The organism is Gillisia limnaea DSM 15749, assembly GCF_000243235.1.
Classification (GTDB): Bacteria; Bacteroidota; Bacteroidia; order Flavobacteriales; family Flavobacteriaceae; genus Gillisia; species Gillisia limnaea.
This window is the reverse complement of sequence record NZ_JH594606.1, coordinates 1,473,483-1,492,749: the sequence shown is the minus strand read 5'-3', so window position 1 is coordinate 1,492,749 and position 19,267 is coordinate 1,473,483. Positions and strand designations below refer to the sequence as shown.

The following is a 19,267-nucleotide window of genomic DNA, read 5'->3' as shown; positions in this document are numbered from 1 at the left end:
ATGGATTCAATTGCCGTACTTCTTACTTGTCATAATAGAAAGCACCAAACCCTGCAGTGTCTTGAAGCACTTTCTAAAGCTGCTTTACCCGAAGATTATAACCTAGACCTCTATTTAGTAGATGATGGTTCAACCGATGGAACGGGTTCGGCAGTAGAAAAGGAATTTCCGGATGTGACTGTTATCCAAGGAAGTGGCGATCTATTTTGGAACCAGGGAATGCGAATGGCCTGGAAAACGGCTGCTGAAACCAAAGAGTTTGATTTTTATTTGTGGTTAAATGATGATACTATTTTGGACAAGGATGGTTTGGTGCAAATATTAAATGCCTATGGCGAGGCAAAAAAAATTGAACAAAATGAAGTTTTAATTACTGCAGCTTGTAGAGCAATATACGGTGAGAATAACTTCTCCTATGGTGGAAGAAACGAAGCAGGGCCGGTAATTCCAAACGGAGAACTCAAAACATGTAAATATATTAATGGCAATGTTGTTCTTATTTCCAAAATTATTTTCAAAAAAATCGGCAATTTATCTAACGACTATACCCACGGAATGGGTGATTTTGATTATGGATTACGTGCTGCAAAGAATGGGTTTCAATCTTATACCACTAAAAATTATGTAGCCACTTGTCCTCCAAACGGAAGAATTCCCAGTTGGTGTAATCCAGAAGTTGCAATAATAAAAAGATGGAAAGCATTTCATTCCCCATTAGATTTGAATATTACGGAATATAACAAGTTTCGTAAAAAATTTTGGGGGAACAGATGGATTATATTTTCATTAAAGGCATATTTAAAAATGTTATCACCCAGTATGTATATTAAACTATCAAAAAATTAGAAACAAATTATGCTTGCACCAATTTGCCTTTTTACATATAACCGTTTGGGGGAAACTAAACAAACTGTAAAAGCCTTGCAAAATAATTTTTTGGCCAAAGAAAGTGATTTATTTATTTTTTCTGATGGCCCGAAAAATGAAGCAGCTTCTAATAAAGTCAACGTTGTAAGGGAATATTTGAAAACTATAAAAGGATTTAAATCAATAACTATTTTTAAATCTCAAACTAATAAAGGTTTGGCTAATTCAATTATTTCAGGTGTTACTCAAATTATTAAGCAATATGGAAAAGTCATTGTGCTGGAAGATGATTTGATTACAACCCCAAATTTCTTGGATTTTATGAATCACGCACTAGAGTTTTATGAAAACGACGAAAAAATTAAATCTATAAGTGGTTATTCAACAAAAATTTTGCAAAAGTGTAGGAATATAGATATACACTTTCAAAGAAGAGCACATTCCTGGGGATGGGCTTCATGGAAAAGTAGGTGGGATATAAATGTTTTTAGGAATAAAAACCTAAAATTAGATAATGATAAATTAAGGGAATTTAGAATAACATGTGGAGATGATATAGATAATATGCTTATATCATCTATAAATGGAAAAATTGATTCATGGTATGTTTGGTGGGTTTACGATCATTTTATTAAAAATAAATTTACAGTTTATCCTATATATTCTAAAATTAAAAATATTGGATTTTCAGATGAAAGTACGCATTGTCAAGGTATAAGTGTTTTTGAAATTGAGTTAGATACTTTTTCTAAACGGAATTTTAATTTCACCCCATTAGTTCAAAATCCAAAACTAGAAAAACAGTTTTTAAATTATTATAAAATGAGTTATAAACTTTTTTATAGGTTGAAACTTTTAAATAGCTTAAAAGGAATTAAAATGGTTGTTAAAGAAATCCAATTTAGAATTTTTAAAATTAAATAAAAGGAAAGATCTTTTAAATCATGAATTTAACACAACTAGTAAAACATCAGATTTTTGATGCACCACTTTCAGCCATACAAATTAAAAAAAAATGCATTATCAACACTATTAACCCGCATTCTTTTGTTATCGCAAAAAATGATGTCACATTTCAAAAAGCTTTGATGGTATCAGATATATTATTACCGGATGGAGTCGGTATTGTTTGGGCAGCAAAAGTTTTAAAAGGTAAAAAATTAACAAAGATTGCCGGTTATGATATATTTCTTTTTTTAATGGAAAAATTGAATAAAACTGGTGGCAATTGCTTTTTTCTGGGAGCTTCTGCAAAGACACTTGCCCTAATTAAAGAAAAATCTTCCAAGGATTTCCCAAATGTAATAGTCCATACGTATTCTCCACCGTATAAAGCAGAATTTACCCGGGAAGAAAGCAAACAGATGTGGGAAGAGGTAAACGCCGTTCAACCCGATGTATTGTTTGTTGGAATGACTGCTCCAAAACAAGAAAAATGGGTTTATCAATATAAAGAACAACTCAATGCCAATATTATTTGTTCCATTGGAGCCGTATTCGATTTTTATGCCGGTACTGTGAAACGGCCTTCGAAATTTTGGATCAAACTAGGATTGGAATTTCTTCCTCGGTTTTTAAAAGAACCTAGAAGACTTGCAGAACGCAATTTGGTTTCTACACCCAAGTTTGTATTTGAAGTTTTGAGAGCGCGAGTGAAGCAGTGAAATTTATTTTACTTCTCTTATGCTGCGAATCTTTTCTGACTCCGACTTAAATTTTAAATACCTGCCAATGGTTATTACTAAAATGAGAGTTGGTGGTGCAAGTAACAGGAGCCTTAAAAATATAAAACTTAAATCCCAAGAAGATTTAAAGGCATTACGGTCTAATGGGATTAAAAACCCGCTGAAGGTTTTGGCTTATAAGAATTTTAGCAAGTTGGGGCAGTTTGTTGGGAAGTGATGAAGTAACGAAGTAATGAAGTAACGGAGTAACGAAGTAACGAAGTAACATTGTGACCAAGTAATAAAGTAACGGAGTAACAAAGTCACGAATTAACGAATCAACGAATCCCGAATTAACTAATCAACCAATCCCAAATTAACTTACAGCAGATTGCCACGGTCGCAAAAAAAAGCTCCCACGCAATGGCGTTTTCAAAGGAGTAACGAAGTGACCAAGTAACGAAGTAACGGAGTAACAAAGTCACGAATTAACGAATCCCGAATCCCGAATCAACCAATTAACGAATCAACCAATCCCCAATTAACTTACAACAGATTGCCACGGTCGCAAAAAAAAGCTCCCTCGCAATCGCGTTTTTAATGAATCCCGAGCTCCTTACTTTAGGTATACAGCACGGCAGTAATATTAGAAGCCTGAGGACTATTGTATAATGTTTAATTTATAAAGTCTAAAGAAGAAAGATTAAGACTCAACACTATCGTCAATCACCTAATTACTACCGATTACCGACTACCCAGTACTAATTACCCTACCAATTGGTCAATTCTTTAATTAACCAAAACCTCCCATTATGAATATTCTTGACCAGGAAACAATGCTCGCGTTGTTCCATTCTTACAATTTACTTTTTATAGGTGGGCTCTTCATATTTGCCTTTTGCCTTACATTCTACCTAATTCCTAAGGTGTTGTGGGTAAGCAAAGAAAAGAACCTGATGGCGCAGGTCAATGACCGCAGCGCACATTCTACTGCAATTCCGTCTTTTGGAGGAGTAGCTTTTTATGTTACCATCATTCTTTTGCTGACTACCCTGCAAAGTTTGAGACTGACTTATGTGGGAAACCATCTAATTGCTGCCATTACTATTTTATTCATGGTGGGAATTAAGGATGACCTGGTTGTTTCAACAGCGCGTGTAAAGCTTTTCGGCCAGATCGCAGCGGTTTGTTTCCTGATTTTTTCACCAGAGCTGCAACTCAATACCCTAAATGGGTTCTGGGGGATCTATGAAATTCCGCCAGTGGTAGGATATAGTATTAATGCAACCATAGCCATTGCTCTTATTAATGCCTACAATCTTATTGATGGAATTGACGGGCTGGCATCTATGGCAGGGATGGTAATTGCAGGAGTTTACGCTATGGTGTTTTATATGACAGGGAATTCCTATTTCGTTTTGGTAAGTACCGGGGTGATGGGAATATTAACCGCCTTTTTAAGGTTTAATTTTTCCCGCGGAAGGCGAAAGATATTTATGGGAGATTCCGGTTCCCTGGTTATTGGTTTATTGCTTGCTTTCCTCACCATAAAAATCCTGGTAATGGCTCCAAATCCATCCTTAATAGCAGAAGGTTATGATCCTTCTAACCGTTTGCTGTTAATTGCCTGCGTGCTGTTTTTACCTGCTTTTGATACGCTGAGGGTGATGATCATTAGGATGACCAATAAAACAAGCCCTTTTTCAGCCGACCGGAACCATGCTCATCACGTACTTCTGGATCTTGGGTTTACCCATTTCAGGGCAAGTTTTAGCCTAGCTTTGCTGAACTTGATGGTGATATCCGGCTTTTTCTTTCTGGCGCCACTAGTTTCAAACCTTTGGCTCAGCTTTATAACCATTTTAATGTATGCCGTAAGCTTTTTTCTGTTTTCAAAGTTAAAAGTGCTTACAGAACAAAAAGCTAAGCCTACATATTCTGATGCCTTTTTTGAGGAAGAGGATATTAAGGAGGAGCGGAAGGAGAGAGAAGTGGAGTTGGAAATTTCTGGTAATTAAATAAGCAATGGTAACTTGTTTTAACGTCATTCTGAAGAATCCGCCACAAGCGGGTTCTCATTTGTCATTCTGAAGAAGCCCTCCCGCAGGATGATCATCCGGAGAATCTAAAGCATATCAATCGTTCTCAATTTTATAAAAATTTTATATTAGCTAATTTTTCAGTTAACAAATTTTAATTACAATTTTACTAATAATTCTATTTACTAATCAATTACACATTTTTATGAAAACTAATTTTACAATTTTCCCCCGCAAGTATTTTAAATTTTTGGCACTTGCCTTATTCTCATTACTACTCGTTAACTGTAGTAAGAATGACGATGACGGCCCGGAAATCTTTGAATTTAAAGAATTTGAAAATTTAAGCGAATTACCAGAGGTTGACGATCCAGAACCTGAATTTACTGAACCAAATTTAGGGTCTGTTGAGGATTCTGAAGCAACGAAAGCGATGATTGCCGATTTTCAGGATGAGTCTGGAGATCTAAGTCAAACCACCAAAGACAATATTACTGCTGTAGGTACTTTTTCTGATGGATTAACTACAGATATTCAGGATGAAGCCCAGGCTTTAGATGCTGCAAAAATTGAAGAGATCTTAAATGGATCTGAATTATCCGGTGATTATGCTGCTTTAGCTGCTGAATTGGAAACATTGCCTGCAGAGGTTGCTGCTCTTTTTCCATCAATAGCATTTAGCGATGATTATAACAGAGCTCAGGAGCAAAACAAGGCTGGAGTAGTAGTGAATGATCTCCTGGCAGATCTTGTGAGCCAGTCCGGTACCGGTACTTGTAATGAGGTTGCTTTGGCATCTTATAATGCTGCAATGGAAGCTCCTATTGCAAAACGTGATGAGCAATTAGCAATAATCAACGCAAATTATGATGCAAGAGTAACCGCTGCAAACTCCAGATTTGATGATAGAACTGCAGCTTTAAACGCCATGTTAGAGGAGAATAGAACTTTTGTTGCAAATAGTGCAATTGCGATCTTAACTTATGCAGAATCAATTAGTGATACAGATGCAGATTTGGCTATGGACCTTAGAGAATTCGCTTTATTATATGTTGTGAAATCTACTGTGCTTATCACTACTTTTGAAGCTGAAGCAACTAGTTTGTTAGAAGATACTTTGGCTGCTGAATTGGCAAGAGTTGAAACTATCAAAGTTGAAAAAACGGCCTTAATTCAAAGTAATTTTGCTGCTGTTAAAGCTGAAGCAGATGCTTTGTTAACTGCTGCTTACGCTAAATGTCACAACCAGGGATCTGGAAGCTAGATCTTATTAAAAATAATTTTTTACAGGCTTGTCTTAACAAAGGCAGGCCTGTTTTATTACTTATTCAATAAGTAATCCCTTTTCTAATTATGACAGCTAAGTCGTTCTCACTTTTATTTTTCTCCCTTTTTATTATGCTTGTCTTTACAAAAAGTCAGGCACAGGTAAATATCATGGGAAAACCTGGAGCTATGACCACTCCGTCAGCAGATTGGCTGGAGGGGAAACCACTTGGTTTTACCTTTTCTTATATCCCTACTGAATATTCATTATTTAAATCTCCTTCAGATAAGAATACAATAAATTTTTATAATGTAAGAGCCAGTATTACTTCTTTTATGGAAGTGAATTTAAGCATCGCTTACAGGCCGCAAATTGCAGACAAAATTGGGGTAGGAGATCGTCAGTTAGATTTTAGGTTTAGGATATTAAATGAGAAAGAGTTTTGGCCGGCTTTAGTTTTGGGATGGACACCTCCGGGATCTATTTCTCCAATACTTGCCCATGATTACCTTGTGGCTACAAAACATTTTAATACTTCTATAGGGAATTTTTCTGCCACTGCAGGTTATGGTTCTCCCTATGTCTTTGTTAGAAATAAGGGCGGTAATTTTTTAGACCTGAAAATTAAGAAGAAAGATGAAATTTTAGGTGCAAAATACTTAACCGGTTTTTATGGAGCTTTCTCTTATATGCCCGTAAATTTTGGTGGCGTTATGCTTGAATATGATACGCAAACCATCAATGCCGGTGCTTTTATAAAAATTAAAGACTGGTTATACTTACAAGCTTACAGTTTTGAAGCTAAGGAAATAGCTTTTACCACTTCTGTAAATTTTTCACTCGATTTTGCTCCAAAAACTTTGAGAAGCTATGAGAAAGATTTGGATTAAAATTGTTATTGGTATGTTGGGTATGTGTACACAGGCCCAGGATCTTCAGGATTCCCTGTATAAGGCAGGTTTTGAAAATGTTTCCATTCAAGGCGGTACCGACTCTCTAAATGTGTTTTTTGAACATCGGGAATTTAGAAATCCTTATCATAGTATGAGGTATGCAGGCTTATTGATCTCTAATGAATCAACAAATGAAATTAGTGATTTAAATTTTATACCTGTATTTCACAATATTCCAATTGGCAAATATCATTCAGAAAATTACGTGTATTCAGCTTTAACCAAAGCTGAGAAGGAATTTTATAAAAGTCAGAATAAAGTTTTAAAAAATGATAGATTCAGTCTAAGAATTCATCCTGAAGTAATCTCCAGGTTCGGTTTTTATACAGATCCTTTTCAAACAAAATTCAATTTTAATCTTGATACCAGAATTTACCTGGCATCCGGTTTAAGTGTTGAAACTGGAATCGCTATTCCAATTGTGAATAATCTGGATAATCAAAGCTTAGAATTGCGTCCTGCACCCTCTATGATCCATTATTTCAATCAGCCATGGGACCATAATTTTATTTCTTTAAGCCTGGGAAGTTTTTATAATAACAGGTATGGAATAGATTTGGAATACCGTCATGCCAATCTCAATAAAAGATGGAGTTACGGACTTGCAGGTGGATTGACCGGTTTTTATTGGTTCAACGGATTGAATTTATATAGTGAACCTATGGACGATATTTATGTAACTGCCGATGTAGAATACAGGTTGCCTTTGGAAAATTTGAGTGTAAAGTTAACTGCAGGTCAGTTTTTATATAAAGATAAAGGAGTAAGATTCGACCTTATAAAGCAGTTTGCAGCAGCAGAAATTGGACTTTTTGCCTCTGCTACAAATATTGGTACTACAACAGGTTTTCAATTCGCATTCTCACTATTCCCCGGAAAAATTGTTAGAACCAGAAAATTTGAAGTTCGCACTACCGAAGAATTTAGATGGGAATACACCTATAATAATGTAGATCCTGTGGCCCAAAACTTTAGACTGGGAATGCCAAGATTGCCGGATGTTCTAAGGCAATACAATCAAAACTTTTTAAATACTTTATAAAAATACTGGATAAACTGGTGTTAATTTTTCGGTTTTCGCAATGTTATTGTCATTTCTTAAAGTTTAGTTAAATCAAATTAATTATTTTCGCAGCAAATATTAAGAATGAAGTTCTCCCTTGTCATCCTGAGTGCAATGAAGGGAGAAAACGCCAAAAAAAGCTATAAGCTATAAGCCCTAAGCTACAAGCAAAAAAAGGCCTACAGCCAAAAGGAGCTATAAGCCAAAAAAAAGCCTAGAGCCTACAGCCTACAGCCTACAGCCTACAGCCTACAGCCTACAGCCTAGAGCCTACCGCCTAAAGCCTACAGCCTACCGCCTAAAGCCTACAGCCTACAGCCTACAGCTTACAGCTTACAGCCTACAGCCTACAGCCTACAGCCTACAGCTTACAGCTTACAGCCTACAGCCTACAGCCTACAGCCTACAGCCTACAGCTTACAGCTTACAGCTTACAGCTTACAGCCTACAGCCTACAGCTTACAGCTTACAGCCTACAGCCTACAGCCTACAGCTTACAGCTTACAGCCTACCGCCTAAAGCCTACAGCCTAAAGCCTACAGCCTAAAGCCTACAGCCTAAAGCCTACAGCCTAAAGCCTAAAGCTTACAGCCTAAAGCTTACAGCCTACAGCCTACAGCCTACAGCCTACCGCCTACCGCCTACCGCCTACCGCCTACCGCCTACCGCCTAAAGCCTACCGCCTAAAGCCTAAAGCCTACAGCCTACAGCCTACAGCCCAAAGCCTACAGCCTACAGCCTACAGCCTACCGCCTAAAGCCTCAAGCCTAAAGCCTAAAGCTTACAGCCTAAAGCTTACAGCCTAAAACATTAAACATAAACCCCTACATTTGCCAAAATTTTCAAATCCATGAAATCCCCACAATTTATAAAACTGCCCTTACTGGCAATCCTCAGCGTATTATTCCTGAATTCCTGTGTTTCCGGAAAAAAGATCACCTATTTCCAGAATATGGAGCAACTGGAACAATTGGCTGATGCTTCAAAAACAGGGCTGAGCATTAAACCCAATGACCTTTTAACAATTTCTGTTTCTGCATACAATATGGAAGCTGCACAGCCTTTTAACCTGCCGGTGGTAGGAGTTGCTATGGGAGGTGGCGATGCCGGATTAAGAGTAGGAGGTACCCCACAATTACAGCCATTTTTGGTGGACAGCGATGGGAATATAGAGTTTCCGCAGTTAGGAACTGTTCAGGTTGCTGGATTAAACAGGCAGGAATTAGCGGCTAAATTAAAAGCTTCTATTAGTGAGTATGTAAAAGAACCTATTGTAAATGTTCGTATTGTGAATTTTCAAGTAAGTGTTTTAGGAGAGGTTAACCGTCCGGGAACATTTAGTATTCCCGATGAGTATTTGAGTCTGCCAAAAGCACTTGGATTGGCAGGGGATATGAGTATTTACGGAATGCGTGAAAACGTGCTGGTGGTGCGGGAGGAAAACGGGCAAAAAAAGTATGCCTACCTGGATCTTACCGATGCCGATGTGATGAATTCCCCTTATTATTATTTAAAACAAAACGATGTGGTGTATGTTGAGCCCAACAATGCCCAGAAACAAGGCGCGGGATATAACCGAAACGCTACGGTTTATATTTCCATAGCCTCCGTATTAATCTCATTAGCCATCTTGATCACCAGATAATATGTCACAACAACCCTATAATCAGCAACAACAGCAGCAGCCCCAACAACAATTTCAGCAGGAAGAAGAGATCAATCTGCGGGAAGAGTTCGGAAAATATTTCAGGTACTGGCCCTGGTTTGTCGCCAGCCTGTTTTTGTGCGTGCTAATAGCATTTTTATATTTGCGTTATACCACCCCGGTATATCAGTCTACAGCTACCATCATCATAAAAGATGAGAAAAAAGGCGGGTCAATTCCCGGTCTTGAAGCTTTTGAAGGTCTTGGACTTTTAGGCGGAATGGGAAGCAACAGCCTGGAGAATGAAATGGGTATTTTGCGGTCTAAACGTCTTATTACCGATGTAGCCAAAGAATTGCAATTAAATGTCCGCTATTTTATAGAGGGCAATGTGCAAACCACCGAGCTTTATTCAAACAACCCCATAGAGATCCAGATCCTGAAACAGGATGATGAAGCCCTGGCAGGAGGGCAAACCTTTAAAATTTACGTCAAAGGAGAAAAAGCTTTGCTCCTAACAAATGAATTGACCGGAAAAGAAATTAAGGCAAATTATGGAGAACCTGTAGATCTCAATTTTGGTACGATAGTAATCAATAAAAGCCTCACTCCCAATTTAAAAGAATTTTCTGCAAACGCAGAGCCGTTAATCGTTAGTTTTTCAACTGTGGAGGCTGCAGGTGCCGGGTATCGCGAAAAAATTCAGCTAAATTTAACCGATAAGAATTCGAGTTTGATCGAGCTCAATTTGAATGACCCGGTGAAGGAAAAGGCCAGGGATATATTAGATCAGTTGATCCTGGAATACAACCGGCAGGCTATTGAGGACAAAAACCTGGTAGCGTTAAATACCGCCAGCTTTATTGAGGACCGGCTAGACATTATTACCGGCGAGCTGGATTCTGTAGAAAGCGGAAAAGAAGATTTTAAAGAGGAAAACCAGCTTACCGATATTCAGGCTGAATCTGCCATGTTCATAGAAAATGCAAGCGATTTCAACAAGAGAAGCCAGGAGGTGAATACGCAGCTGGAATTGAGCAACGCGATGCTCGATTATATCGCTAAAAACTCAGAAAGCGACTTGTTACCTGCCAATCTCGGTATTTCGGAGGCAGGAGTGAATTCTGTAATTTCAGAATACAATAGTCTTGTATTGGAGCGGAACAGGATATTAAGCGGATCTACCCCTAAAAACCCGGTAGTGATGGACATTAACAGTCGGATCGAGCAAATTAAGGGCAACGTTTTGGTAAGCTTACAACGCATGCGGTCAAACCTGAGAATCGTACGGGAAGACCTGGACCGGCAATCTGCAACCATAGATTCCAGGATCGCCTCAGTTCCGGGGAAGGAAAAACAATTTAGAGGCATTGAGCGGCAGCAGAGCATAAAGGAAGCACTGTACCTGTTCTTATTGCAGAAACGTGAAGAGACCAGTTTATCCCTTGCGGTTACCGCGCCCAAAGCTAAGATTGTGGACAGTGCCTACAGCCTTGCGACCCCGGTATCTCCCAAAAATAAGATCATCCTGCTTGCAGCATTGATCCTGGGAGTATTGATACCTTTTATGGTGATCTATTTAAAGCAACTTTTCAATAACAAGATCAACAGTCAGAAGGATATGCAAAGTGCGCTTAGATTTATTCCTTTGGTAGGGGAGATCCCGAAATTTACAGGAAAAGAGGAAGGATTGATTATCGAGAATGACCGCTCCGTACTCTCTGAAGCCTTCAGGATCCTGCACACCAATTTGCAATATTTGCTGGTAAATTCTGAAAATAAGGACAATGGAAATATTCTTTTTGTCACTTCTACCGTAAAAGGGGAAGGAAAGACATTTGCAGCGATTAACCTTGCCCTTACCCTGGCAAATTCTGGTAAAAAAGTTCTTGTAATGGGTGCCGATCTCAGGAATCCGCAGTTGCACCGTTATCAGGTTGAAACAAAGCAAAATAAAGGGATAAGTGATTATCTGGTGAATAAAGAATTGGAGCTGGAGCAGCTTATAATTACCTCTAGTTTACATGCTAATCTGGATCTCTTACCATCCGGGAGCATTCCTCCAAACCCTTCAGAATTATGGAGACGAAGCCGTGCCGACGAACTCTTTGAGAGCCTTAAATCTATATACGATTATATCGTGGTAGACACCGCACCGGTAATGCTGGTAACCGATACTTTCCTGATCAATAAATTCGCCGATCTAACCCTTTACGTGGTCCGTGCCGGATACACCGAGAAGAAATTGATCGATTTTGCCGTAGATGCCAAAAAAGATGGAAAACTGCACGATGTGAGTTTTGTGTTGAACGATGTTAAAATGGCCAACTTTGGATACGGAAATAAGTATGGCTATGCGTATGGAGCAGAAAAAGAGGGATTTTGGAGTAAGATAAAGGGCAAGGCTGCAATTTGGTAAAGGATCCAACGGCCCCCTAACCCCCGAAGGAGGAACTCTCACTCAGCCGCAAAAAAAAGATCGGGAACGGAATCACATTTCTTTCAAATAACTTTTTCCGCCCCTTTAGGGGTGGGGGAAAAGCGGGAAAAGAGTTAAAATCACCCCCGGGAACTAAAACATCTAAAAGCACCTATTACAAAAAACAAAAAGCTCCTCTTTTTTACAAGGGAAAAAGCCCCCCAACCCCTGCCTGCCGGCAGGCTGGCCCGAAGGGGGAGTTCTCTCACTCGAACGGGCAATTAGTCCAAATATGAAAATCTAAATTCTTCAATACTTTTCATTTTTAAAAAATAAAAGGCTCCTCCCCTTTTTTTCAAGGGGAGGTCCCGAAGGGGGAGGGGTTCGTAGCGAATCACTCAGAAAGACATCCAACTAACTTTGCACTTCCAACCTTTTCAACCTTTTTTCAACTACTTTCTCCATGTTTCAAAAAACATTTATATTTCTTTTTTTATTTTTAAGTTTTAATTCCTATTCCCAATTGGAATTTTCGGGAGAGGTGAATTTACAGGGAATGTATTCTACCGGGGAAGATATGCCATTCTGGATGTATAAGAATAGTCGGGGTAGGATCTCTAAAAACACCAATGCAGGAGGCTGGATTACCGGAAGAGCCATCTATGAGCTTGGTGCTACTTCCACTTTGGAAGCAGGCTTGGGAATATTGTACCAGGATGGAATAGCAGATGAGGTTTTTTTGGATGAGTCTTACCTGCAGTTTAGAAACAATTGGCTGGAGGTAATCGCGGGCAGAAAGCAGCAGGAAGAATTGTATAATGGTTTGAGCAGTACTAATGAAAATATATTGTGGTCATTGAACGCGAGACCAATTCCCGGCCTTCAGATTAGAACCAGTAAACCCGTCTTTTTGTCTGAAAGATCCGTTTTGGGATTTGAAGGTTCCTGGAATGAATATTTCCTGGAAGCAGATCGCCATGTTAGTGCGGCAAAATTACACCATAAAAGACTTGTATTAGTATTGCAACCTAATGAAAGATGGACCTTTAAAGCAGGAGGGCAGCATTTTGTACAATGGGGTGGAACCTCACAGACCCGGGGAGACCAACCGGAAAAATTTGAAGATTATATAAAGAATATAACAGGGCAAACAGCCATATCCGGCGGTTCGGGTCGGCATATTGGAGGTTTTGAAGCCCATGTGAAAAGAAGTTTCAGGGATTTTAGTCTGGAATTTTTCTATAATTATTTATTTGAAAGCGCTCCCGGGATTTTCTTAAAAAATATACCGGACGGTAGATATGGGATCTATTTTGAGAATGAGGATCGTGACAGGGTTGTCAACTCTTTTATATACGAATTTACCTATACGCGTAATCAGGGATCCTATTTTGGTGGCGGAGCTGAAGATTATTTCAATAATAGGATTTACAGTTCTGGGTGGACCTATGAAAACAGAGTCCTCGGGTCTCCTTTTTTTACTGTTTCCCCCGGAGGTGAGGGTATAGTTAACAATAGTTTCATCGCTCATCATATAGGAATAGGAGGGCAGTTCTCCGATTATTTTAACGTTTTCCCTTATCGCCTGCTGTTGAGTTATCGTAGCAACGAGGGAACCCTCTTAAAACCATATATATCCATAGAGCAGGCTTTTTATTTGTATTCTGATTTCGGGGTTTTACGAAATTTCATCGATTTGGATATTCAGGCCGGCCTGGAATTAACTTCTGATGCTTCGCCCATTTTCGGCATTGGAGTAAAACTCTCGAAGCGATTTTAAACTTGTAAGAATTTTCTTGTTGGTGAAAATTCGAAATAGCCAATATTTTGTTAATATAATCCCCGCAATCTTGCGGGGATTTTCTTTTTTTAGCCCTTAGGATGCAAAAATAATTTTTGTAATGACCTCAAATCCATTTAGTAAGCTTGATAGTGAACCTCAAAGACAATTTTTGCTATAAAAGTAATTTTAACACTTAAACGTTTTTTTTAAATCTAAAAATTTTGTTAATTTAATTTTTATTGAAAAATGTACTAACAGCTAACATTCCAGAATATGACAGCAACGGCATGTAAATCTTCGATTCTTTCTTCTTATTACAAAATGGATAATGTTCTTTACGAGATCCGTGATGAAAAAGGAATCTCGAAAAACAAGCGATATGAAGCCTGGAAAGAAGAGGTGTTAAGGGATCTTTTACAGGCAGGTTTTATCAAGGTGCAGAAGGATCTTTATACAATTTCTGAAGAAGGCCGGGAGGTGATCCAACAGGATAGTTTTTTGTATTACAATAAAAGGATTAAAATAAATAAAAAGGCCAATGTTGATGCAACGGTAGAAGAAAAGACCAGGTTATTCAGTAATTTTTGGGTCTGGCTTATTAGCGGAAGTCTGCTGGGTGTCGCCTTACTTTGGTTTTTGTTGAAATTCGGTGTAGCGGAGTTTCTGTTCTAAGCTTTAGCTCCCCAAATGAGCCCCCCAACCCCCTAAGGGGGAGTTTGATATAGTTAATATTCTCAGATTTTTTTGTTAGAACACTTTTTCGGTCACCTGGATATTACGGTTCGAATCGTGCCAGGTAAAACGGTCTTAAGATGCCAGGTATAACGGTTCAAATGATGCCACCTTTAGTTTATTTAAATTGTATGGATTTACGGTTCGAATGATGCCACTTTTGGTTTTGTTCAATGAGATCCCTGATTTGTAGCTGATTACCGGCAGCAGCGCTAATTTATTGTCGGGGACATAAGGCGAAAAATTATATTTACAGGTCGCGTTAAGTATAAGTGATCCTGCTATGCTGGAAAGTGAGTTTGGCAATTTAAAACAAATTAAAGATAGCTATCCCAAAAAGGTGGTTACTATGGAAAGCTTTTCCGGGAATACAGTTGCAGGGATCAAGGTCCAGGACTTGAGAAGTTTTTTAATAATTAAGAAAAATTTCTCTCGAATCCCGTAGTGAGTCGGTCATAGGTTTGGGCTATGAAAAGTAGCTGAGAAACAGGTGCAAACTTGTTAGAGTAGCCTTAATTTTTGAAAAGGAGGAGAAATTACGAAGTGGTAATAAGCAGCTATTTTTATAGCAATTGTAGGGCTTTCGTACTTTTTATCTGATATCCTTATTTAATCTGTCAGGACTTTGTCTCGTATCAAATATGGTAATAATTTCAATCTCCTCTGATTGATCTAATACCCGGTAATAAAATGTTGTTTGTTTAGATACACACATTTGTATAATCCGTTAAATTCATAAGATTTTGGGCAACTATCCTTTAGGGCAGGGGTAAAGCGGGAAAAGAATTCATAAAACCAAAAAACCCAAGATTTTCATCTCGGGTTTTTAAGTGGTGCCTCCACCCCGATAGTTATCGGGGGAACCAGGGACACAATCTACATAAAACAGAAAAATCCGCAACATGAGTAGTGGGTTTTTAAGTGGTGCCTCCACCCCGATAGCTCGGGGGAACCAGGGACACAGTCTACATAAAACAGAAAAACCCGCAACATGAGTAGCGGGTTTTTAAGTGGTGCCTCCACCCCGATAGCTATCGGGGGGAACCGAGGAACACAGTCTACATGAAACCAAAAAAACCCAAAGATTTTCGTGGAAAAGAATTCATAAAACCAAAAAACCCAAGATTTTCATCTCGGGTTTTTAAGTGGTGCCTCCACCCCGATAGCTATCGGGGGAACCAGGAACACAGTCTACATGAAACCAAAAAACCCAAGATTTTCGTGGAAAAGAATTCATAAAACCAAAAAACCCAAGATTTTCATCTCGGGTTTTTAAGTGGTGCCTCCAGGAATCGAACCAGGGACACAAGGATTTTCAGTCCTTTGCTCTACCAACTGAGCTAAGGCACCAGTAGCTTTAATTAGCGTTATGCCTTTCAAGCGGGTGCAAATATAATTTCATTTTTATTAACCCACAAAGGAAAAATTGAAAAAATGCTTTTGTATCTTCGTTTTTTTAAAATAAATCTATGAATCTGGTTGTTGATATTGGAAATTCGCTTGTTAAATTGGCTGTTTTTCAGGAAGATATATTGCTAAAAAAGAAAATTAGTCTTCGGCAGGATTTTTTAAAAAATTTAGAGGAATTAAGTCAAAAGTTCCCTGAAATAAGCTTTGCGATGCTTTCTTCGGTATCAAAAACACCTTCAGCCTGGATAGAAAGGTTAAAAAAGCACTATCAATTGTTTATTTTGGATCAACAGCTTCCGCAACTTTTCAATAATTTATATGCCACCCCAACTACCCTTGGAAATGACAGGATCGCATTGGTCTCTGCAGCCTGTAAAAAATTTCCATGCAAAAATGTGTTGGTAATAGATGCCGGGACTTGTGTTACCTACGATTTCAAAAATGACAGGGAAGCTTATTTTGGAGGTGCAATTTCCCCGGGTTTACAAATGCGTTTCAAGGCATTGCACACGTTTACTGAAAATTTACCGTTATTAGAGCCTGAAGAGGAGGTAAAACTGGTGGGGGATTCCACAAAAACCTCCATGCAATCTGGGGTGATTTTTGGTTTGACGGCTGAAATTGAAGGGGTCATCACTCAATATGAGGCCTCATATAAAGATTTAACAATAATTTTCACAGGTGGGGATGCTCAATTTTTGTGTAAACGATTTAAAAATAGCATATTTGCCAACTCAAATTTCCTCCTCGAGGGATTGAATTACATATTAGAATTTAACAAATCTCAATGATTAAACGATTTATAATAATCGTAGCCTTATTATCTACTGTGTTTTCGGCTGCGCAAGAAGGAACTTCTTCTCCATATTCTTTTTACGGAATAGGTTTAACAAATTTTAAAGGGACGGTAGAAAACCAGTCGATGGGAGGATTGCAGTTATTTTCAGACAGTATCCACCTCAATTTAAGAAATCCAGCTGCTTACGGGAGATTGAAGTTAACCACCTTTGCTATTGGTGGAAGTCAACAACGAACCAACCTGAAAAATGACAACCTTTCAGAAGATACCAATAATACTTCCCTGGATTATCTTGCCATAGGAATTCCAACTGGAAAATTAAATTTTGGCCTGGGATTAATTCCATACTCCAGTGTTGGATACCAAATTGAAAATAGAAGCGATCAAACCTTAAGCCGTCTGGATGGCAGAGGTGGACTCAATAAAGTGTTTTTAACCGCCGGGTATGCCATTACCAATGATTTAAGCATTGGGGTAGATGCGAATTATAACTTCGGAAACTTTCAAAATAAAACGGTAATATTCCAGGAAGGTGTTGCACTGGGGAGCAGGATTATAAACCGAACAGACCTAAGCGGATTTAATTTCAATTTTGGAGTAGATTATCAACGTGATCTTGGGAATAGCCTTCGGTTATATACCGCTGCCACCTATGTTCCGGAAATGGATATCACCGCAAATAGAATGAGAAATGTGGCAACCATTGCCTTTGCAACCGATGGAAGGGAGCAGGTTATCCCACCGGATGTGAATGTGAGTTTTGCAGACGAAAACCTTACGCTTCCGGCACAATTCACCCTTGGGGCAGGATTGGGAAGACCTAATAAATGGTTTATGGGCGCAGAATACACAAGTTTGCAGGCAAGCGCTTTCAACTTTAATTCTGGAACAGGCCCACAAAATTCTGAATACCGGGATGCATCCCAATTCAAAGTTGGAGGTTATTATATCCCTGTGTACAATTCGCTTTCAGGCTATTTTAATCGGGTGGTATACCGTGCTGGAGCCAGGTTTGAAGAAACCGGTTTGTATGTCAATAACGAAGGTATAAACGAGTTTGGCATATCTTTTGGTTTAGGACTACCAGCAGGAACGAATTTCTCGAATGTAAACCTTGGACTTGAGTATGGTCAGCGCGGTACAACAAATTCCGGTTTAATTAAGGAAAGCTTTTTTAAATTTTCCATAAGTTTGTCATTAAACGACAGATGGTTCGTGCAACGCAGATTTGATTAACCACAATAAAAATGAAAAAAATGAAAACTAAAATTATAATTGCCTTTTCAGGTTTACTTTTCGCTACCGGTGCACTTCACGCTCAAGCAGATTGTGCTACAAAAGCGGCGCTAGCTTACGATGATGCCAAAGCTCAACGGTATGAACAGGCATATCCTGCTTTAATGGAGGTAAAAGAACAATGTCCTACCTACAGCCTTGCAACGTTTCAATATCTGGAGCGTGCGGTCAATCATAAAATGGCAACTGCACAGGGAGCTCAAAAAAATGCTTTAATAGAGGAGATGATCCAATTGATGAATGATCGTCTTAAGCATTTTCCAAATAAAACCAATCCTGCCGAAATAAAAGGAGATGTTGCCTGGTTGAAATATGAAAATGGAATTGGAACCAAGGAAACCCAGTTTAACGCATTTGATGAAGCCTTTAAAGAAAGTCCGGAAAGCTTTACAAGCCCAAAACGAATCTATGCGTACTTCTCTTTATTGGTAGATCTTCAGGATGAAGGAAAAAGATCTCTTCAGGATGTTTTTGAACTTTATGAGGAAATAATCGATAAAATTGGAGCCGAAGAAAATAGACTTGCGGAAATGCTTGCTCCATTATTGGAGAAACAAGAAGCAGGAACCGACTTAACAACTAAGGAAAAGCAGTTGGTAGATAATGCCGAGATCAATCTTAGTGCCTATAGCACCGTAAAAGGTAGTGTAAATGGTAAATTAGGTCAAAGAGCAGATTGTGATAACCTTATCCCATTGTACAACAATGATTTCGAAGAAAAGAAAACAGATGTTAAATGGTTAAAAATCGCTTCTGAAAGATTGTCTCAGAAAGATTGTACCGAAGATCCTATTTTCTTTAAATTATCTGAAGCTTTACACCGTGCAGAGCCTTCTGCAAAATCTGCACTTTATTTAGGGCAACTTGCTGAAGCTGAAGGAAAATCGTCTCAGGCAATGAAGTATTATAACGAGTCTGCTAGTCTTGAAACCAATGCTTCAGATAAGTCAAGGGTTTATATGAAGATAGCCGAGAACTATAAAAAGCAGGGTAACTTTAGCCAGGCCAGAACTTATTATAGAAATGCTTTAGCAGCACAACCATCGGCAGGTAGAGCTTACTTACAAATTGCAAGTATGTATGCGCAAAGTGCCAACAACTGTGGGGAAACCACTTTCGATAAAAGAGCGGTGTACTGGTTGGCTGCAGATTATGCTGCAAGAGCAGGACGTGTAGATCCTTCTCTAAGTAGAATAGCAAATGAATCTGTTGCTGCATACAAAGGAAGGGCTCCTCAAAAAGCCGATGTTTTCCAGGAAGGGAAACAAGGGCAAACGATACGAATTGCTTGTTGGATTGGAGAGAGTGTAAAAGTTCCGGCATTGTAGTA

General features: G+C 38.7%; 14 protein-coding genes and 1 tRNA gene. 14 read left to right on the top strand and 1 reads right to left on the bottom strand.

Features of this window, described 5'->3' with window-relative positions; all coding sequences use genetic code 11:
* The 11 genes from GILLI_RS08440 to GILLI_RS08385 all read left to right on the top strand — a co-directional run bounded on the left by GILLI_RS08440 (nt 1) and on the right by GILLI_RS08385 (nt 14,372).
* Nucleotides 1–846 carry a glycosyltransferase family 2 protein gene (locus GILLI_RS08440; protein ID WP_006988676.1) on the top strand — a complete coding sequence of 282 codons (846 nt, stop codon included), beginning with the start codon at nt 1–3 and terminating at the stop codon, nt 844–846.
* A gap of 9 nt (nt 847–855) precedes the next feature.
* Complete coding sequence (locus tag GILLI_RS08435) at nt 856–1,791, top strand: glycosyltransferase family protein (protein WP_006988675.1); 936 nt, start codon at nt 856–858, stop codon at nt 1,789–1,791.
* A 20-nt stretch (nt 1,792–1,811) separates the two neighbouring features.
* Nucleotides 1,812–2,531 (top strand): WecB/TagA/CpsF family glycosyltransferase, encoded by a 720-nt coding sequence (locus tag GILLI_RS08430; protein ID WP_006988674.1) that lies wholly within the window; start codon nt 1,812–1,814, stop codon nt 2,529–2,531.
* 812 nt (nt 2,532–3,343) lie between these two features.
* Nucleotides 3,344–4,549 (top strand): MraY family glycosyltransferase, encoded by a 1,206-nt coding sequence (locus tag GILLI_RS08420; protein ID WP_006988673.1) that lies wholly within the window; start codon nt 3,344–3,346, stop codon nt 4,547–4,549.
* A gap of 226 nt (nt 4,550–4,775) precedes the next feature.
* Nucleotides 4,776–5,834, top strand: coding sequence for a hypothetical protein (locus tag GILLI_RS08415; protein ID WP_006988672.1), 1,059 nt, complete (start codon nt 4,776–4,778; stop codon nt 5,832–5,834).
* Between the two features lie 89 nt (nt 5,835–5,923).
* On the top strand, nt 5,924–6,727 hold the full coding sequence (locus tag GILLI_RS19045; RefSeq protein ID WP_006988671.1) for a YjbH domain-containing protein: 804 nt from the start codon (nt 5,924–5,926) through the stop codon (nt 6,725–6,727).
* Entirely contained in the window at nt 6,708–7,832 is a 1,125-nt protein-coding gene (locus GILLI_RS19040; RefSeq protein ID WP_156798656.1) for a YjbH domain-containing protein, read from the top strand. Before GILLI_RS19045 ends, GILLI_RS19040 begins: the two co-directional genes overlap by 20 nt.
* An 871-nt stretch (nt 7,833–8,703) precedes the next feature.
* Nucleotides 8,704–9,498: a polysaccharide biosynthesis/export family protein gene (locus GILLI_RS08400; protein ID WP_006988669.1), complete on the top strand. Its 795-nt coding sequence runs from the start codon at nt 8,704–8,706 to the stop codon at nt 9,496–9,498.
* A 1-nt stretch (nt 9,499) separates the two neighbouring features.
* The gene (locus tag GILLI_RS08395; RefSeq protein WP_006988668.1) at nt 9,500–11,917 is read left to right on the top strand and encodes a GumC family protein; all 2,418 of its coding nucleotides are present in this window, start codon (nt 9,500–9,502) and stop codon (nt 11,915–11,917) included.
* Between the two features lie 463 nt (nt 11,918–12,380).
* Nucleotides 12,381–13,697 (top strand): capsule assembly Wzi family protein, encoded by a 1,317-nt coding sequence (locus GILLI_RS08390; RefSeq protein WP_006988667.1) that lies wholly within the window; start codon nt 12,381–12,383, stop codon nt 13,695–13,697.
* Between the two features lie 276 nt (nt 13,698–13,973).
* Nucleotides 13,974–14,372 (top strand): hypothetical protein, encoded by a 399-nt coding sequence (locus GILLI_RS08385; RefSeq protein WP_040506516.1) that lies wholly within the window; start codon nt 13,974–13,976, stop codon nt 14,370–14,372.
* Between the two features lie 1,337 nt (nt 14,373–15,709).
* On the opposite strand, the gene GILLI_RS08380 is transcribed toward GILLI_RS08385, so the two are convergent.
* Nucleotides 15,710–15,782, bottom strand: a tRNA-Phe gene (locus tag GILLI_RS08380).
* A 119-nt stretch (nt 15,783–15,901) separates the two neighbouring features.
* On the opposite strand from GILLI_RS08380, the gene GILLI_RS08375 reads away from it, so the two are divergent.
* Genes GILLI_RS08375 through GILLI_RS08365 form a run of 3 tightly spaced genes read left to right on the top strand, consistent with a single transcriptional unit; the run spans nt 15,902 to nt 19,265 of the window.
* The gene (locus GILLI_RS08375) at nt 15,902–16,633 is read left to right on the top strand and encodes a type III pantothenate kinase (RefSeq protein ID WP_006988666.1); all 732 of its coding nucleotides are present in this window, start codon (nt 15,902–15,904) and stop codon (nt 16,631–16,633) included.
* On the top strand, nt 16,630–17,877 hold the full coding sequence (gene bamG, locus GILLI_RS08370) for a BamG family beta-barrel-assembly machinery protein (RefSeq protein ID WP_006988665.1): 1,248 nt from the start codon (nt 16,630–16,632) through the stop codon (nt 17,875–17,877). The genes GILLI_RS08375 and bamG overlap by 4 nt, the downstream gene beginning before the upstream one ends.
* A gap of 20 nt (nt 17,878–17,897) precedes the next feature.
* Nucleotides 17,898–19,265: a tetratricopeptide repeat protein gene (locus tag GILLI_RS08365; protein WP_006988664.1), complete on the top strand. Its 1,368-nt coding sequence runs from the start codon at nt 17,898–17,900 to the stop codon at nt 19,263–19,265.
* Nucleotides 19,266–19,267: the final 2 nt, after the last annotated feature.

What these genes read in the sequence shown, in the direction of transcription:
- GILLI_RS08385 (WP_040506516.1), top strand. Translation starts at nt 13,974, where the DNA reads ATGACAGCAACGGCATGTAAATCTTCGATTCTTTCTTCTTATTACAAA.
- GILLI_RS08375 (WP_006988666.1), top strand. Translation starts at nt 15,902, where the DNA reads ATGAATCTGGTTGTTGATATTGGAAATTCGCTTGTTAAATTGGCTGTT.
- GILLI_RS08395 (WP_006988668.1), top strand. Translation starts at nt 9,500, where the DNA reads ATGTCACAACAACCCTATAATCAGCAACAACAGCAGCAGCCCCAACAA.
- GILLI_RS08440 (WP_006988676.1), top strand. Translation starts at nt 1, where the DNA reads ATGGATTCAATTGCCGTACTTCTTACTTGTCATAATAGAAAGCACCAA.
- GILLI_RS08435 (WP_006988675.1), top strand. Translation starts at nt 856, where the DNA reads ATGCTTGCACCAATTTGCCTTTTTACATATAACCGTTTGGGGGAAACT.
- GILLI_RS08390 (WP_006988667.1), top strand. Translation starts at nt 12,381, where the DNA reads ATGTTTCAAAAAACATTTATATTTCTTTTTTTATTTTTAAGTTTTAAT.
- GILLI_RS08365 (WP_006988664.1), top strand. Translation starts at nt 17,898, where the DNA reads ATGAAAACTAAAATTATAATTGCCTTTTCAGGTTTACTTTTCGCTACC.
- GILLI_RS08420 (WP_006988673.1), top strand. Translation starts at nt 3,344, where the DNA reads ATGAATATTCTTGACCAGGAAACAATGCTCGCGTTGTTCCATTCTTAC.
- GILLI_RS08430 (WP_006988674.1), top strand. Translation starts at nt 1,812, where the DNA reads ATGAATTTAACACAACTAGTAAAACATCAGATTTTTGATGCACCACTT.
- GILLI_RS19045 (WP_006988671.1), top strand. Translation starts at nt 5,924, where the DNA reads ATGACAGCTAAGTCGTTCTCACTTTTATTTTTCTCCCTTTTTATTATG.
- bamG (WP_006988665.1), top strand. Translation starts at nt 16,630, where the DNA reads ATGATTAAACGATTTATAATAATCGTAGCCTTATTATCTACTGTGTTT.
- GILLI_RS19040 (WP_156798656.1), top strand. Translation starts at nt 6,708, where the DNA reads ATGAGAAAGATTTGGATTAAAATTGTTATTGGTATGTTGGGTATGTGT.
- GILLI_RS08400 (WP_006988669.1), top strand. Translation starts at nt 8,704, where the DNA reads ATGAAATCCCCACAATTTATAAAACTGCCCTTACTGGCAATCCTCAGC.
- GILLI_RS08415 (WP_006988672.1), top strand. Translation starts at nt 4,776, where the DNA reads ATGAAAACTAATTTTACAATTTTCCCCCGCAAGTATTTTAAATTTTTG.